Origin of the sequence: Rhizobium sp. BK312, from assembly GCF_014193605.1 — a bacterium.
In the GTDB taxonomy this organism is placed as follows: domain Bacteria; phylum Pseudomonadota; class Alphaproteobacteria; order Rhizobiales; family Rhizobiaceae; genus Rhizobium.
This window is the reverse complement of sequence record NZ_JACHZP010000002.1, coordinates 632,295-647,393: the sequence shown is the minus strand read 5'-3', so window position 1 is coordinate 647,393 and position 15,099 is coordinate 632,295. Positions and strand designations below refer to the sequence as shown.

Below are 15,099 nucleotides of genomic sequence, written 5' to 3'. Positions count from 1 at the left end.
CGATCTGCAGTCTCCCCCTCGAATACGCCTCCGCCGATTGGCGACAGAGGCGCGTTTTTTATTCCGCCGCCAAAAGCTGCCCGACACGGCTGATGCCCGCCGCGTCGAAAGCGGCGAAGATTTCAGCCTCGGCCTTTTCCCCGAGGTTCTTCAGTGGCTCGCGGATCGTGGCATGATCGAGCACGCCGCGATGGACGAGGCCAAGCTTGAGGGCGACGGTGCCTTCCATGTGCGAACCCCGGTGATAAACGGCGCGGGTAACCGGCAGCAAGCGCTCGAAGATCTTGCGGGCTTCCGGATAATCCTGCGCCTTGCCCGCCCGAATGAGATCTATGAGCAGCTCCGGTGCGATGTTGCCGTAGCCGACGAGCAGGCCGTCGACGTCGAACATGGTCGGCAAGAGCCATTCGTCGTGGCAGCTCAGGATCTGCAAGTTCGGATTGGCCTTCTTCAATTCTGGAATTTCAACATACCAGCGCTTCATGTTGCGAACACCGTTCTTGGTCGCAACGACCCCCTCCTGGGTCCCAATTGCGAGCTGCGTGTCCAGATCGTAGGAGGCCTTGGTGGCATCCGGATATTGGAACAGGATGCACTGCAGACCGGACTCTTGCCAGATCGCCTTATAGCGATCCTGCGGCGCGCCCTTCTGGAAGCCAAAACGCAGCCAGCCATGGTTTGGATAGACAAGAGCCCCCGTGGCGCCCGCGGCCTTGCATTTCTTTGCCTCTTCGGCGGCAACCTTCGTGCCCTCGCCCGTAATGCCGGCGATGATCGGAATTTCGCCGTTCACGGCCTCGACATAGGTACGGATCAGCTTCAGGCGTTCCTCTTCGGTCAGGAATGTGCCTTCGCCGGCGTGGCCGAGGATGACGAGGCTCTTTATGCCGTCCATCGATGCAAGCCACTTCGCAATCCGAGCGTTCGCCGCATAGTCGACTTCACCGTCGCGGGTGAATGCGGTCACCGGTGCGGGGCTCAAGCCCCTGAGGTCCATTGGGTGCATGGGTAGTCTCCTCTTTGTCGTCGCTGTCCGGTTCACAATCAGCAACGGGATCGTTAATGGGAACGTTCCCACTATCGTTTCCGATTTCTCTGGAGTCAACAGGATTTTTCAGGCATCATCAGATCCACACGCAGATTAGACTCGCCGGCACGGAAATTCCGAATGAATTCAATAGTGGAAGACAACGCTCGCCAGTCGCGCATAACGATTCTCGACGTCGCGGCGGCGGCCGGCGTTTCGAAGTCGACAGTGTCGCGCATTTTGGATGAGCGCCTGCCGCGCTCGGACAGCGAAACAGCCAGGCGCGTCAGAAAGATCGCCGAGGAACTCGGTTACGTCAGAGATGTTTCTGCAGCCAGTCTTCGTCGCGGCAACACCATGACGGTCGGTATTATCGTACCGAGGCTCACGGACACCGTTATGGCGATGCTCTACGAATCCCTTGCAAAAGCCTGCAGCAGGACCGGGCGGTTCGCCATCGTCGCGACCACGGACGACAGAGCGAAAGCAGATCGCCTCGCTGCGGAGTCACTTCTGAAGCGAGGCGTCGATGGGCTCATTTTATCGACGGCGCGCGACGACGATGACTTTCCCGACATATTGGCCGCAAGGGGGGTGCCGACGGTTTTGGCACTTAGAACCGATGGCCATAGTCTTTCGTCGATCGGCGACGACCGGCTTGGGGGATATCTCGCCACGCGGCACCTGCTCGATCTTGGTCATCGGAGGATCGGAGTCATTGCGGGTCCCTCCTATGCCTCCAGCGCGCGGACCCGTGTGGAAGGCTATCGCCAGGCCATGACTGAAATGGGACTGACGATCGATCCATCCCTGATCGTCTCGTCGACCTTCGGAATTGAATCCGGAGCGGAAGCCGCCGAGAAAATCATGCACCTGCCGCAGGCGCCGACGGCAATATTTGCGGTAAACGACAACACAGCCATCGGTGCATTATCGGGCCTGATGCGCATGGGTCTGTCCGTCCCGGGCGACGTCTCGCTGGTCGGCTACAACGATATTCCGATCGTCAGCCATCTTTCCACACCGCTGACCACCTTGCGGGTGCCCTTCGAGCAGATTGCTGCAAATGCCCTCGATTTGTTGGGAGGCGAGGCTATACCGCCGGATGATCGCATTCGGGTGTCGGCCCCGACACTCATTCCCAGGAAGTCGACGCGATCCATCGTTCTCTAGCAGTTGATAGGGTTAGAACCAACGCCCATGAAGCAGCAAGGATGAACTCGCAATGGCTGTCGGACATACCCCGCCCGCCTCTTCGCAAGAACGCGCATCCGTCCAGCGCGGGCAGCCATCATCAGTTCCGTGCACTTTCATGATCCGGCAATGCAACAAGCGTTCGTGCGATCGAAATATCGCATAAGGTGCATAAATAAATTTTTCTACTAAACATAGAAAAGAACGAGGCAAAGGCGAAAAATGTACGCAATACCGCAGTGCATGGATGTCTGAAGGCCCCGGAATCTTTCGCTAATTGCATAGTGTAAGCATAGGGTTGACCAACCGAAGTCCCGCCCAAGATTACGTTTACGGCTCCTGATCGGCTCTCCGCGATCCAGGCCGGCCTTACCTGATGAATGACGAAAATTTTGCACCCCTCCAAGCGGCCATAGTTCAATATTTCGAGAGACATGGCCGATTGTTTCAAACACGTGATCGACCACTGCCTTATCAGCCTCGAACTGCCTAAGTTTGGCCGGAATCGATCCGGAAGCCTCGATAGGTCGCTTGGCAAGTTGATGGTGCGAGGGGACCGGAAAGAAGGACAGCAGCGGAATATCGGGGTGCTGGCGCCGTAACGAGAGGGTTCGAAAAAGGCTGAAAAGCCGGGGGTGTCTATGTTGAATATGCGCGATCGCCAACTGGATGGCCTAAGAACCATTGCCGTTGCCATGGTTCTCTACGCACATTTTTTTGCGGCCGACGGTTCCATCTGGGGTCATCTCGGCGTTCGTCTCTTCTTCGTACTCAGCGGCTTCCTGATTACGCGCCTGTTGTTGGAGGCACGGGCGGATGCCCGCTACCAGCCGGCCACCGCCCTGAAGGCATTCTATATCCGCCGGGCGCTGCGCATATTTCCACCCTATTTCGCAGTTCTGGCGCTGGTGTGGCTCGTCAATCTCGAGGGTGTTCGCGGCACTGGCAGTCTGAAATGGCATGCGCTCTACCTGGCAAACTACTGGTATGCCCTGCGCGGCGAATGGACGCCTTGGGTTCTGTGCCATACCTGGAGCCTCAGCATCGAAGAACAGTTCTATATCGTCTGGCCGCTGGCAATCCTGCTAGCACCGCGGCGAATGATCGGGGGCATCTGTCTAGCCGTCATTGCCTGCTCGCTTGCCTATCGCCTCTGCTGGCCGCTGACAGGAACGCCCTCGCTGGTGCGCGACCTGCTCCCCTCGGCCTCTATGGATGCGCTCGTATGCGGCGCTTTGCTCGCCGTCTATCGCGAAAGGACACAGGCCTGGCCGCAATGGATGCGGCTGAGCTGGATGCCGTTGATGGCCGCTGCCAGCGTGGCACTATGGCTGAGACCTGATCCGATAGCTCCAGTACTCGACTGGTTCATCTGGATCGGTTCGGAGGTCTTTCCGCTCGTGCCGCTTGTCATGTTGGTTGGGGCCGCTTCCTTGGGCTTTCGATCCGGTTTTGGCCAACTGCTCGAATCCGCGCCGATGGCAGCAACCGGACGGATCAGCTACGGCATCTACCTCTTCCATCCGATCATCCTTTCTCTGATCGTCAAGGCTCAAGCCTGGATTCCCGTCAACGTCTCACAACAGGGTTTCGGCCGCTTGATCATCGGAAGTGCCGCGACACTAGCGGTGGCTGCCATCTCATGGCGCCTTTTTGAAAAGCCGCTGAACGGCTTCAAGCGCCACTTTCCCTATGTCGCCCGCAACAACTTGCCGGTGGCTGCAGCCGGCGAGCCATGGGAACCGTGGCGTGGTGCAAAAATATACGAAACAACGCTCTCTCGCCGCGATACTCATGATCCCGGCGAAGCCGTTCAAGCCTCTGATCTGCAATAGCGCGGGAGCTAAAGAATGACCGTCCCACTGGTTTCCGTCCTGCTGCCTGTCTATAACGGCGAACCTTATCTCGCCGCGGCGATCGAGAGCATCCTGCGACAGGATCACAAACACCTCGACGTCATTGCCATCGACGATGGTTCCACCGACCGGTCGCTGAATATCCTGCGACGGTATCAGGCAGCGGACAATCGCCTGCGCATCGTCTCGCGTGAAAACCGCGGGCTCATTGCGACGCTCAATGAGGGCATGACCATGGCGAAAGGCGATTTCATCGCCCGGATGGATGCCGACGACATCGCCTATCCCACACGCTTTTCACGCCAGATCACCCTGTTTCGTGAGCGGCCCGAGCTTGCGATCAGCGGCACCGGCATCGACCGGCTCATCGGCAATCGCGTTGTACGCGGCACGCCCAATCCGATCCATCAGTGGGCCGATTGGCATGTTTTATCGATGTTTTACACCGTCTTCATGCATTCGACCGTGATGTATAACCGCAGGGTCATTCCGGCTGACATGCTGACCTACGATGCAAGCTATGTGCATGCGGAGGATTTCGATCTGTTCCGGCGGATCACCCGAGAATTCCCCGCCGCCATGATCGACGAAAGCCTCGTTGCCTATCGCGTTCACGACGAGAGCGTCACCAACAAACATAAGCGGCCGATGCGCTTCACGCATCTGAAGATCGCAGCGGAAAATCTCCAACGGTTATCGCTGATCGATGATCCCCATGCCCTGCACGATATCGGTATGGCGGTGACGCAGGACACGGTTACCCGTGCTGCCGACTGTCTCCTCTCCATCGAAGAAAGGATCGCCGCACGCGGCCTGCGGGCCTCCGCAAGCTATGAAGAAGGGCTGATGTGCTTCTTCTATTTTCTCTATCAGCTGATCGCGGACGAAAAGCGGCCCGCATTAACGCATCAGTTCCTGACACAGACAGGCAAATGGCACACGATACGGCGTCGCGAACGGTATGGGCTTCGCGTCGCCACCTATGCGCCCTGGTGCAGCCGCCTTTGGAGCGATGCGAGCCTGCGCCTCGACGCCCTGGCAAGATATCGGCAATCGGTGCCGGCAGGAAGCGTGCTGCCGCAACAAGGGCTTGCCTGATATGGCTGGCGCGGATTCTGACATCCCGCAAGAGCAGGCGCAGCTCGCCACAAGGCCCCCTCGCCCGTCCATCGGCCGGGTGCCGACGGCGAGCTTCATCGTCTGCACCCGCAACCGCGCCCAGGCGCTTGAGGCCTGCATCCGATCAATCGAGGCAGCCAGTCGCGCGCATGCCTCGATGGCAAGCGAGCTGGTAGTGGTCGACAACGGCTCGACCGACGATACCGCCGAGCGGCTCGCCCGCATCGCCGCCTCCTCCAGCATTGCGGTCATACCGGTGATGGAGCGCCGCCGCGGCCTGGCCGCCGCCCGCAATGCAGGGATGGAGCGGTCTCGCGGACGCATCCTGATCTTCATCGACGACGATTGCGAAGTGGATCTGCACTATTTGCGGGATCTGGAGCGGCATTACGCAGGCGGAGAACGCCCGGTCATCCGGGGCGGCCGTGTCGAACTCGGCAATGCGCTCGATCTGCCGTTTACGATCAAGCGATCGCCGGAGCCGGCCCGCTTTACGCCGGATGTCCATCCGGGCGGCTTCATCCTGGGCTGCAACATGACGATGCACCGCGAAGTCGCCCGGCGCATCGGCCGCTTCGACGAACGCTTCGGCGCCGGCGGCATTCTGCAATCGGCCGAGGATACCGACTATCTCGTCCGCGCCTTTCAGCTTGGCATTCCGATCGAATATGTTCCCGACATGAACGTGCTGCATTATCACGGACGCAACCAACGCGAGGCGATTGAACGGCTTCATCGCAGCTATAGTCTTGGAAATGGCGCGCTCTGTTTGAAACACCTGTCTGGCGCGCCGTGGCTGCTGCGTCATTTCTGCTGGACTTTCCGCTCGGCTTGGAAGGAATTGTGGGGCGGGCCGCGCTTCGATCCGGAAGTCTCCTTGTCTCATTGGCCTATCGTATTCATGAATGTACTGGGTGCGCTCGAATTCGCACGATGTGCGATAACGAACCGACCTCAGCCGGAACTGAACCAAATCAAGCAGACAACCCGCTCATTGACGAGAGATCCGCCATGCTGAAACTCCTCATGCCGGGTTTGCAACTACTGGGGCAGGCGCTTGGCCGGCAGATCCGGCTCATGCCTGTCGTCGTCATTCTCGGCCTGATCAGTGCTGTACTCGAAGGCACCGGCATCGGCCTCATCATTCCGATGCTCAGCATTATCGGAGGCGAAAAGGCTTCGACGGGGTTGAGCGGATTTTCCGCTCTCTTCCAGCAAGTTGGATCCGGTCTGGACGACCGGCAGCGGATGATGGTGATTGCCGCCTGCATCCTGGCGCTGATCACGCTCAAGAACATCCTCGCCTTCGCCAATACGGCATTGACCAACTTCATACACGGCAAGGCCGGCCACGCGATCCGCAGCGCGCTTGCCGATCGGCTCCTGAAGATCGGATATCCCTTCTTCCTGCAGGAAAGCCCAGGCCGGCTGCTCAACATCATTTCCAACGAATCCTGGCGGGCATCGGATGCGATACAGACGGTGCTTGGGGCGATGGTCAATGCGTCGGCGACTGTCATTCTTCTTGCCTTTCTACTCCTGCTGTCCTGGCAGATGACGCTTTGTGTCGCGCTCGGCCTCATCCTCATTCAGGCCGTGCATTTCGGCCTTTCTGCCAGCCTGAAGATGCCGAGCCGCCAGGTCACATCTTCCAACAACGAACTTGCCGGCAGAATGCTGCATCTCGTTCATGCCGGTCGGCTGATCCGGATTTTCGGCCAGGAGGAGCGCGAAAAGGCCGTGTTCGACGGCGCATCGAACGCAGTCAGAAGGGCGGGATTCGTTCTGCAGACCCGTCAGGGCGCCTTGCCGCCGCTGACCGAGGTGCTGCATTCGGCGCTTTTCCTTGCGGTCGTCGTCACCGCCTGGACCTTCGACGTTAGCTTTCCGATCATTGTGGCCTTCGTGGTCTTGCTATACAGGCTGCAGCCACATGTGCGCGCCTTGCAGCAGGCATGGAGCCAGATGCAAGGCTGGAGCGGGTCGCTCGAGCAAGTCCGCTGGCTGCTTGACGCCTCCGACAAACCGCAGCCGCCGGCCGGAGATCTGCCGGCTCCCAGACTGAACCGCGAAATAAAATTCGATAAGGTAAGCTTTCGCTATCCTGGCTCCGCCGCGCGTCCGGTGGTGCTACGATCCACCAGTTTCGAAATTGGCCATGGTCGCTCCACTGCCCTGATCGGCCGATCGGGAGCGGGAAAGACGACGATCGTGAACCTCCTTTGCCGTTTTGTCGAACCTGACGAAGGCGAGATCCTGATCGATGGATTGCCGCTCAGCCGCATCGATCCCACGCAATGGCGAAGCCGGCTCGCGCTTGCCAGCCAGGACTTGGAACTGGTTGACGGCACCATTCTCGAAAACATCGCCTATGGGCAGCATACCTCGCGCGCCGAGGCCGAAGAGGCGGCCAGACTTGCCGAAGCGCATGAATTCATCGAACAACTGCCCGACGGATACGCAACACTCGTTGGCTACAGGGGCGCGAGCCTGTCGGCCGGACAGCGCCAGCGAATAGCTCTCGCAAGGGCACTTGTTCGTGATCCCGATATTCTCATTCTGGACGAAGCCACCAATGCCATGGATGGATTGTCGGAAGCTGCCATTGTCGAGACGCTGAAATTGCGAGCCGGTCGCCGCACGACGATCGTAATCAGCCATCATCGCAGCACGATCTCTTTCTGCGACGACGTTGTCATCCTCAGCGGCGGCAGTGTCCGCAACCAGACGGCATTTTCCGAAGTTGCGTCCCTCAGCATGGACCAGCTTTATGAGGACGAAGTGCTCGGCAAACAGTGACGCCTGGTGAGACAACGGCCATTGGCGCGGCTGGGCTGACGGCGATGCCCGAGGTGCTGCGACCGTACATGGTGGTCCCTGATAGCGACAAGAGGAGAGCGATTCTGACGGGACATCATCGCTCTCCATTGAGGCTATTTCATGCGCTGTAGCTTGCGGGATTTGTCGCCTCTCTTCTCGCCGGGACGATGATTGGAAACGGCGGCTGTCGAAAAGCTGCGGCCGTTTCGATCTCGATCACGCATCCGGGTGAAGGCGATCGCCTGGCGAAGTGCATGAGCTTGTCGCGCAAATCGAACTTTCTTCGATCGAGGCAAAGTTGCGCTAGGTTAAGCAACCTTTGGAATGACAGCTCCCCAGAGCGGCGACCATTTCTGGTCTGGGGAAAATAGCACGTGGCTTGGGTGCGCACCGTCGATTTCCGCATTATCCATTGTAAAATCAAAAATTGAGTATATATATAGGACATCGACCATTGCTTGTGACGTCGTTCAAGAGCCCCGCGCTCCCGTCGGATCTCCTCTCAAATAATCGATCTTAGCCCGCAAGGCATCGCGGGCGCCACAACGATTGCTTTGAAAGGACATCGTTATGAACACTGGTACTGTGAAGTGGTTTAATTCCGTCAAGGGCTTCGGCTTCATTCAACCTGATAACGGCAGCACGGACGTGTTTGTCCATATCTCTGCTGTCGAGCGCGCGGGAATGCGCTCGCTTTCGGACGGCCAGAAGATCAGCTACGACATCGTGCAGGACCGAAAGTCCGGCAAGAGCTCCGCTGACAACCTTCAGGCGGCTTGAATTTGTCATTCGCTCCGCTGACCACGGATGTACTGGCAGCTGAGCCGAATGACTGTGAAAGGTCGGGTCCATGCCCGGCCTTTTGTTTTTCTGGGAATTGAGCTTGGAATGGTGTTTGCCATAGCTCCGATGACAGGATCGTTTTCGAGATCTTGTAATGCGATAACGCGATAACATCGAACTGCAAGATACGAGGTTCCGCCTTAGCGCTGGAAGCTCGTGGCACCGCATCCTACAGTTTGCGCTTATACAGTGCGAATTTCTACACGTCAGTGAAGACAATATCGATGTCACGACTTCGACTGCGCCTAGATCCGGCGCAATGAGCATTGCAGCCGGTGCGATCGGTTCGCACCGCGCAGTAGAAGGGCAGCAGCCTGTCCAAACGGCGAGACAGGCGCGTCCTAGACGTGAACAGCCGTGTCATAGGAATCGCCGCCCCGGTGGGCGGCCTTGCCCAAACAAAAGGAGGACGCGATGTCTTCCAACGAATATTCCGCATGCGTTTCACGAAACCTGGTTCGAACGAGTGCGTTCGGATATCGTGATCACGCGGATCTTTGCATGCTCCTGGAAACTGCCGTCGGCCGAGACGCCGAGCGAAAGCTGCCTTTAGCGAGCATGACGGTGTTTCCCAATTTCGGCACCGTTTGGAAAATCTGCACGCCAACGGCCCGGCAGGACGTTATCTCCTCCCGCGTGAGTTAAGCGGTATCAGAAGAAACGCCAATCCAAATTTAAGCAGTTAAGCAGCGCCGATACTTATTCGAGCGCCGAGGAGAAAACGATGGCTAAGGGCCAAATGCGCAGCAACCGCGAGATCCGCAAGCCCAAGAAAGACAAAACACCAGGAGTGGCACCCGCCCCATCTGGCGCACAAGTTAAACTTGCAAGCCGCGCCCCAGCAAATCTGAACAAGAAATAGCACGCTGGCGCGCCATCCGGCCAATATTACTGTGAGCGGGCGCGCTGTCGTACACAATATTTGAGGAACCAATGATAAATCACACCCCCAGACAATCTGCGGAAAAGCTTTTTCGCGTGCCCCGCGCCGAAGCAGGATCAAACGCCGAAAAGCTAATGAACCTTCGAGAGAGAATGCAGCGCCGCAGACGCGAGCTCAGAGAGACCGAGCGCGACATCAGAGACGCTGCGCGGGTAGAAGGTCAGCCCCCTTACCGAACCCGGAGGACAACGACGTGATCAGTTTCGATTACACGGACGGAGCGGGGGTTTATGCGGGCAAAGCGACACGCGGACGCAGCGGACTTCGTTACAGACGTTTCGAAACGGCAGCCGAAGCGCTCCGCTTCGCGGTCGAAGACATGCCTGGCGCGCAGCAGCGAGGATCTCTGTTGGAAGTAAATGAGGCGCGTTTCGACCACAATCAAATCCGGGCGCTCTACGACGCGCCAGATTACCCGCTTTCCCGGCGAAGCAAATGAAAAAGACAGCGTCCTAACTTTTCGGCTGGTGAAGTCAGGCCTTCCAAATGGATCTACCGGAGCCTGGAAAGGCCCGTAGCCTACTGATTTTCAATGAGAGACGGCCCCCCACCCCCGTCGCGCTTGGCGGCGGCTGAGCGAGCCTGAGCCAGCTCCGTCACGAATACACGCACCAGTTCGGTCTACCATCATACGCTAGAAACCGACTTTGGCGCGCGCTATCGTGCATGCTTCATCACCCGGAACACAAGCTCGACAAACGTCTGGCCGCACCTCGTACACGAGACAGGATGTGTTGATCCCGACCTCACCCGACAGTGCCGAACATCGCGAGCCCTCGCAACGCATGCCGCGCTGATCAGCTTCAACATAGTCAGGGGGTATCAAAGCCAGGTCATCGTCAGCTTCCGTCGTGAACCTTGGCCATTCGGATGAAAAGGAGCAGCATGCTCCGCAGGTTTGGCAATCAATCTCAGCGGTGGATGGTACGCTTGCCGTCAGGTCGCAGGGCGAATTTACCCGGGTCACTTGTGCTTGAGAAGCCAGAGCTTTCCCGCCATGGTGATCGCGCGTGGCGAATGTGCCTCTCCATCCGTTCCGTCGAGATTCCTGAGCAGGTCGAGTTCCGTAAGCCGCTCCACCGTTGTCGTGGTGGCCGACTTCACTTTGATCGGACGCTCTTCAAATCGATCCGACCTTGCGTAGGTGACGACGGCATTAAGATGAGTCCAAGACCTGCCATCCGTAGAATGCAGGTCTCCACTTCTCGCGAGCTTCAGGGCTTGCACCTGAGACGGCGTCAGCGATGCCACAATGGCTCGTGAATTGGCCTCGACTTTATCTTTAGGACTCAGAAGCGATCTCCTTTGGTCGGCCGACATGATTTTCTCCTTCAATATCAAAAAAACGAAGCCCTTTTTCGCCGCCTGATCAAGCCCGGTCGTAGGTGAAGGAGGTCAGAAGGGTCGTCACAAAGTTGCTGGCTCGTTCCTTGACCAGCACTTCGGTCCATTCGTCAGTGCCGCGGAGCCTTAGATCCGTATAGATGCTATCGACGGCCGCTTCTTCGATGCGCTTGATGTGCGTGTTGAACGCTGCTTCCCCCTCGGTGCGATACATGTCACGGATGACCATGCGCAGGATTTCCTGGATCGCGATTTGCCAGGCCGTATTGATCGCCTGCAGCTCTTTTGTATCAGTGGTCACAGTCGCTCCTAAAGCATAAGTGATTTCGACGCGGATGCATCAGTCCTACGTAGGCGATAAAAACCGTTGATCGGACGGAAGGCGCCTGAAGGCCTATGCTTGCCTGGCTTTACGATTGGCATAGCGCCTGTCTCGCTCGGCCTTGCGAGCGGCCTCGGCGACCGCCTGCTCGTTTGCTGCCTCGGCCTCTAGCTGGCTGCGCTCAACAAGCTTTAGACGGTCCCGTTCAATACGGCGGGCTTCCCGAGCTTCTACAATCAAGAGCCGCTCGGCCTGCCTGGCAAGTCGAGCAGGCTCGGCCGCCGTTTTCGCGGCCCGGTAAGCTTGGAGAAGGGATGCTTTGGCGCCGGCGGCAGCTGACCGTCGGTCGGCGAGTTCGTTGTTTCCGTGGTATGTCAAATCTGTATCCTAATGCTAGCAGGCGGTGATGACCAACCTGCCTTTGCTCATTTAGCGACCAGGGTGGATGTTGCCGACGCCTGCTCCGCTTGTTCCTTCGCGAGGCGCGCTTCTCGAAGCCGCAAAGTCTTGGCATTGCGTGCTTGCGCCGCGGACTCAAGCTCCTCCAGCGCGCTATTCTTGGCAAAGAACTCCCCCTGGACATTGCCGAAGGCGATCTCTGCCTGCTGGCGAGATTTACTGTATGTCTCTGTCATTGGGTTCCTCGATGTCGGCAACGGGCCGAAATGAAAAGGCCAGGCGAACTGCCTGGCCTCAGATGATAGCGTGCTTCCGGCAATGCCAGTACATCCGTGGTCAAAGAGAAGCCGATATCACTTAAGCAGCCTGAAGATTGGTGGCCGACATCTTGCCCGACTTCATGTCGCGCTCAAGCTCGAAGCCGATCTTCTGGCCTTCGACGAGTTCGCGCATTCCGGCGCGCTCGACTGCCGAGATGTGAACGAAGGCGTCAGCGCCGCCGTTGTCAGGCTGAATGAAGCCGAAGCCCTTGGTGGAGTTGAACCATTTTACTGTGCCAGTGGTCATGATGAACCCTTTCAAAGCATAGAGTAAGGAACCGCGGAGCGGATGCCACGCAGTTAAAGACCGACTATTTTTGAAAGAAAAGTTCGCTTAGAGCACGGTGTCGATCGTGCGGTAGACAAAGCTCGGCAAGCAAAAGATCGATAACCATTCTATACGGGCTTAGGGGTACGACGTCAACGTTTAGTTTTTTCCGGATGAATATTGCCTGCTTTGGTTGTATTGTATCAGGCATAGCCACTCGGCACCAAACGATCGCTCCCTTGCTGTAGGCATGCCCTCGCCCTTAGAGCGTCGTGGTGTCCTGGGTGATGTCGACGTGCGGGTTGTAGACGCCGATCGACCAGTCGAGCACGCCTGGTACCTTCCAGCGAGGATAGCCTGAGACAGGCGATGTTCATGTTAACAACATGGGATCTGGAACGACTGGCCGAGGCAGTCCGACCGGAAGCGGTCGACGCCATGCTCATGACGCATATTCACCCCGAACAGACCGGCTATTAGAGAAATTACCGGTCTCGAAAAATGGTCGGAATCTTACCGTTAAGTCCCAAGCGATAGAATTTGTGTGGCGCGCCGTTTAGTCTGCACTTATGACTGCGATATCGGCCGCTTTTCCTGGCGGCAGCGGATAAAGGCGAGCGGGGCATGCGTACTGCGACGGTCGAAAATCAGGTGCGGCAAATCGTGGCTGATTTCAATGCAGGTCGTTTCAGCCAAGCGATGTCCTTGTGTGAGACAGGCTTGCAGAAGGATCGGAGCGACCCGACCCTTAACCACCTTTTCGCGGCGATTTTGTTCGCCACCGGCGATGCTGCAAGGGCAAACATCCACATTGAAATTAGTTTGGCGGGCATGCCTGATAACGCACCCGGCCAACTGCTTGCCGGCCGTATCGCGCGATCGTTGGGAGATTTCAACCGAGCTATATTTCACCTTGGTCGCGCCGCCACATTATCTGCGAATGTCGAAATCCTTCTTGAGCAGGCTCGCACCTTCGATGCCGCAGGAGATCGAAGCCGGGCAGTCGGCGCTTGGAGGGCATTAAATCGTGCCAACCCTGCTTCTCCGGAGGCTGCCGCACGCCTCGGTCGGATACTTTTTGAAGACGGATCGCCCGATGACGCGGCTGCGATCCTGGAGGGTGTAGCAGCAATCGACAGGTCTCCCTCGATGTGGTTTGACTTGGGCTTGGTGCGGCAAGACTTGCACGACTTGGCGGGCGCCGCCGAAGCTTATCGCAAAGCGCTGGAACAGCGGCCTGACGACGCCGAGGCAGCCGTCAATCTAGGCATCGTGTTGCAGGACATGGGCGATATGGACGACGCGATCGCGGCTTATCGGACGGCCTACAGCCTGAGGCCCGATACATTGGGCGCAATCGCCATGTCGCTAACTTCGGCACCGCGAGGCCAGCTATGGTTGGATCGACAGGCGTTGCAGCGAACGCTCAAATCTTAGATGCAGCTCACATTCAAGCCGATTCTGGCGCTACGCGCGGGCGCTTTACGCGAAAGCGCTTTCGGTAGACTCCGGGATTGGCGAGAACCTCGGCGACGGTTTTCTCGTAGGCAGTCTTATGCGTCCCATCGAAATATTCAAAGATCAGATCGGGAGCTGCGCGCGGTACCGGAAAGCATTGTGCAATCGGGGTGCCCTTTGGCAGGACGCCTGAAAAATGAGGATCGGTCCAGATTGCCGGGAAATTGATTCCCGCATCATAAAAGCGATCCGAATCCACGACACCCGTCAACAAGCGGAAGGGAAGCTCATTGCGATTGACTGGGTGCATGGCAAAAAGTGACCAGCCCTCCTCCAGTTCGATCGTCCAAAAGCTGTTGAATTTCACCGCTGCCAACCCGTTGGAAAACGGCGCGCCAGCAAGCTGCTCAGCAACATGAAAGCTGAGCGGTGATCGCGGATGACCTTCCGTCGAGGGTTCTGGGATACCCCAATCCCATGCGAACACACCGCTTCGAACGGTTACGTCGCACGGGAGCAGAATCATAAAACCATGGGACATGGCGTCAACAAAGGGAGGGCACTGCTTTACGGTTCGAATTTCCCGGCCATGAATCTCGGAATGCGCCTTCGCGGGCATGGCACGGAGCCAGTCCGGCAGAATGCTGCGAGCTGGAACGGGGCGAGGCAGATGGTCGACAAGCGCAGGATCACAGCGAAACACGACACGCATTGGATTGCCTCGAGACGTTAACGAAGAAGTTCCGCTCAAATGTCGGAAAACTCAACGATAACAGAACCTAGAACTGCCTGTCATGCAAGTGGATTTGGAAGGAGAACCCGTAGTCGGTTCCCGCTCAGTCTGCGCATGGTCGAGGATTTACTGGCGGCACGTGGGATCATTGTCTCGCATCAGACCGTGCGCCTGTGGGCGGAGAAATTCGGTCGGCACCTTGCCGACGAAATCCGCAGGCGATCCGCCAGTCGGCTTGGCGAAAATGTTATCTCGATGAAGTTGTGGTTGCGATCGGCGGAAAGAAAAGCTGGCTTTGGTGGGCTGTCGATCAGGATGGTTTCGTTCTCGACGTGCTGATGCAGAGCCGCTGCAATACCAAAGCCAACAAGCGGCTGATGCGAAAGCTTCTTAACCATCAATCGGGTACGCGAGGATCGTGTTGAGTTCGAGGATATATGATACGCGGAACGA

Annotated in this window: 16 protein-coding genes and 1 pseudogene; 9 read left to right on the top strand and 8 right to left on the bottom strand. The window is 57.7% G+C overall.

Annotated features, from left to right (window positions below; genetic code table 11):
• Nucleotides 1–58 precede the first annotated feature (58 nt).
• Nucleotides 59–1,006 (bottom strand): dihydrodipicolinate synthase family protein, encoded by a 948-nt coding sequence (locus FHT85_RS07630; RefSeq protein ID WP_162709773.1) that lies wholly within the window; start codon nt 1,004–1,006, stop codon nt 59–61.
• Between the two features lie 162 nt (nt 1,007–1,168).
• On the opposite strand from FHT85_RS07630, the gene FHT85_RS07625 reads away from it, so the two are divergent.
• From FHT85_RS07625 to FHT85_RS07595, 7 genes are all read left to right on the top strand, one after another.
• Nucleotides 1,169–2,200 (top strand): LacI family DNA-binding transcriptional regulator, encoded by a 1,032-nt coding sequence (locus FHT85_RS07625; protein WP_112337778.1) that lies wholly within the window; start codon nt 1,169–1,171, stop codon nt 2,198–2,200.
• A gap of 662 nt (nt 2,201–2,862) precedes the next feature.
• Entirely contained in the window at nt 2,863–4,056 is a 1,194-nt protein-coding gene (locus FHT85_RS07620; RefSeq protein WP_112399929.1) for an acyltransferase family protein, read from the top strand.
• A 15-nt stretch (nt 4,057–4,071) separates the two neighbouring features.
• Nucleotides 4,072–5,175 (top strand): glycosyltransferase family 2 protein, encoded by a 1,104-nt coding sequence (locus tag FHT85_RS07615; protein ID WP_112412491.1) that lies wholly within the window; start codon nt 4,072–4,074, stop codon nt 5,173–5,175.
• 1 nt (nt 5,176) lies between these two features.
• Nucleotides 5,177–6,214 (top strand): glycosyltransferase family 2 protein, encoded by a 1,038-nt coding sequence (locus FHT85_RS07610; RefSeq protein WP_112412490.1) that lies wholly within the window; start codon nt 5,177–5,179, stop codon nt 6,212–6,214.
• Nucleotides 6,208–7,995 (top strand): ABC transporter ATP-binding protein, encoded by a 1,788-nt coding sequence (locus FHT85_RS07605; protein ID WP_112412489.1) that lies wholly within the window; start codon nt 6,208–6,210, stop codon nt 7,993–7,995. The genes FHT85_RS07610 and FHT85_RS07605 overlap by 7 nt, the downstream gene beginning before the upstream one ends.
• A 591-nt stretch (nt 7,996–8,586) precedes the next feature.
• Nucleotides 8,587–8,796 (top strand): cold-shock protein, encoded by a 210-nt coding sequence (locus tag FHT85_RS07600; RefSeq protein ID WP_112338766.1) that lies wholly within the window; start codon nt 8,587–8,589, stop codon nt 8,794–8,796.
• Between the two features lie 1,199 nt (nt 8,797–9,995).
• On the top strand, nt 9,996–10,241 hold the full coding sequence (locus FHT85_RS07595; protein WP_112337785.1) for a hypothetical protein: 246 nt from the start codon (nt 9,996–9,998) through the stop codon (nt 10,239–10,241).
• A gap of 195 nt (nt 10,242–10,436) precedes the next feature.
• Here the strand turns inward: FHT85_RS07595 and FHT85_RS07590 are convergent, their stop codons facing one another.
• The 6 genes from FHT85_RS07590 to FHT85_RS07570 form a co-directional block, all read right to left on the bottom strand.
• Complete coding sequence (locus FHT85_RS07590) at nt 10,437–10,742, bottom strand: YkgJ family cysteine cluster protein (RefSeq protein WP_112413200.1); 306 nt, start codon at nt 10,740–10,742, stop codon at nt 10,437–10,439.
• Between the two features lie 23 nt (nt 10,743–10,765).
• Complete coding sequence (locus tag FHT85_RS07585; protein WP_246699014.1) at nt 10,766–11,122, bottom strand: hypothetical protein; 357 nt, start codon at nt 11,120–11,122, stop codon at nt 10,766–10,768.
• Between the two features lie 49 nt (nt 11,123–11,171).
• Nucleotides 11,172–11,447 (bottom strand): hypothetical protein, encoded by a 276-nt coding sequence (locus FHT85_RS07580; protein WP_112337786.1) that lies wholly within the window; start codon nt 11,445–11,447, stop codon nt 11,172–11,174.
• 93 nt (nt 11,448–11,540) lie between these two features.
• The gene (locus FHT85_RS30480; RefSeq protein ID WP_112337787.1) at nt 11,541–11,846 is read right to left on the bottom strand and encodes a DUF6481 family protein; all 306 of its coding nucleotides are present in this window, start codon (nt 11,844–11,846) and stop codon (nt 11,541–11,543) included.
• A gap of 47 nt (nt 11,847–11,893) precedes the next feature.
• Nucleotides 11,894–12,103: a hypothetical protein gene (locus FHT85_RS07575; protein ID WP_112337788.1), complete on the bottom strand. Its 210-nt coding sequence runs from the start codon at nt 12,101–12,103 to the stop codon at nt 11,894–11,896.
• 121 nt (nt 12,104–12,224) lie between these two features.
• Nucleotides 12,225–12,434, bottom strand: coding sequence for a cold-shock protein (locus tag FHT85_RS07570; protein WP_025662430.1), 210 nt, complete (start codon nt 12,432–12,434; stop codon nt 12,225–12,227).
• Nucleotides 12,435–13,079: 645 nt separating this feature from the next.
• Here FHT85_RS07570 and FHT85_RS07565 point away from each other — a divergent pair.
• Nucleotides 13,080–13,892: a tetratricopeptide repeat protein gene (locus FHT85_RS07565; protein WP_112401231.1), complete on the top strand. Its 813-nt coding sequence runs from the start codon at nt 13,080–13,082 to the stop codon at nt 13,890–13,892.
• A 13-nt stretch (nt 13,893–13,905) separates the two neighbouring features.
• Here the strand turns inward: FHT85_RS07565 and FHT85_RS07560 are convergent, their stop codons facing one another.
• Nucleotides 13,906–14,625 (bottom strand): hypothetical protein, encoded by a 720-nt coding sequence (locus FHT85_RS07560; protein WP_112401230.1) that lies wholly within the window; start codon nt 14,623–14,625, stop codon nt 13,906–13,908.
• 114 nt (nt 14,626–14,739) lie between these two features.
• Between FHT85_RS07560 and FHT85_RS07555 the strand changes: the two are divergent.
• Nucleotides 14,740–15,047: pseudogene (locus FHT85_RS07555) on the top strand (DDE-type integrase/transposase/recombinase); the annotation flags it as partial.
• Nucleotides 15,048–15,099: the final 52 nt, after the last annotated feature.

Bases quoted from the DNA above. Each gene is read 5' to 3' on its own strand.
- FHT85_RS07630 (WP_162709773.1), bottom strand. From the start codon at position 1,006: ATGCACCCAATGGACCTCAGGGGCTTGAGCCCCGCACCGGTGACCGCA.
- FHT85_RS07625 (WP_112337778.1), top strand. From the start codon at position 1,169: ATGAATTCAATAGTGGAAGACAACGCTCGCCAGTCGCGCATAACGATT.
- FHT85_RS07620 (WP_112399929.1), top strand. From the start codon at position 2,863: ATGTTGAATATGCGCGATCGCCAACTGGATGGCCTAAGAACCATTGCC.
- FHT85_RS07615 (WP_112412491.1), top strand. From the start codon at position 4,072: ATGACCGTCCCACTGGTTTCCGTCCTGCTGCCTGTCTATAACGGCGAA.
- FHT85_RS07610 (WP_112412490.1), top strand. From the start codon at position 5,177: ATGGCTGGCGCGGATTCTGACATCCCGCAAGAGCAGGCGCAGCTCGCC.
- FHT85_RS07605 (WP_112412489.1), top strand. From the start codon at position 6,208: ATGCTGAAACTCCTCATGCCGGGTTTGCAACTACTGGGGCAGGCGCTT.
- FHT85_RS07600 (WP_112338766.1), top strand. From the start codon at position 8,587: ATGAACACTGGTACTGTGAAGTGGTTTAATTCCGTCAAGGGCTTCGGC.
- FHT85_RS07585 (WP_246699014.1), bottom strand. From the start codon at position 11,122: ATGTCGGCCGACCAAAGGAGATCGCTTCTGAGTCCTAAAGATAAAGTC.
- FHT85_RS07575 (WP_112337788.1), bottom strand. From the start codon at position 12,103: ATGACAGAGACATACAGTAAATCTCGCCAGCAGGCAGAGATCGCCTTC.
- FHT85_RS07570 (WP_025662430.1), bottom strand. From the start codon at position 12,434: ATGACCACTGGCACAGTAAAATGGTTCAACTCCACCAAGGGCTTCGGC.
- FHT85_RS07565 (WP_112401231.1), top strand. From the start codon at position 13,080: ATGCGTACTGCGACGGTCGAAAATCAGGTGCGGCAAATCGTGGCTGAT.
- FHT85_RS07560 (WP_112401230.1), bottom strand. From the start codon at position 14,625: ATGCGTGTCGTGTTTCGCTGTGATCCTGCGCTTGTCGACCATCTGCCT.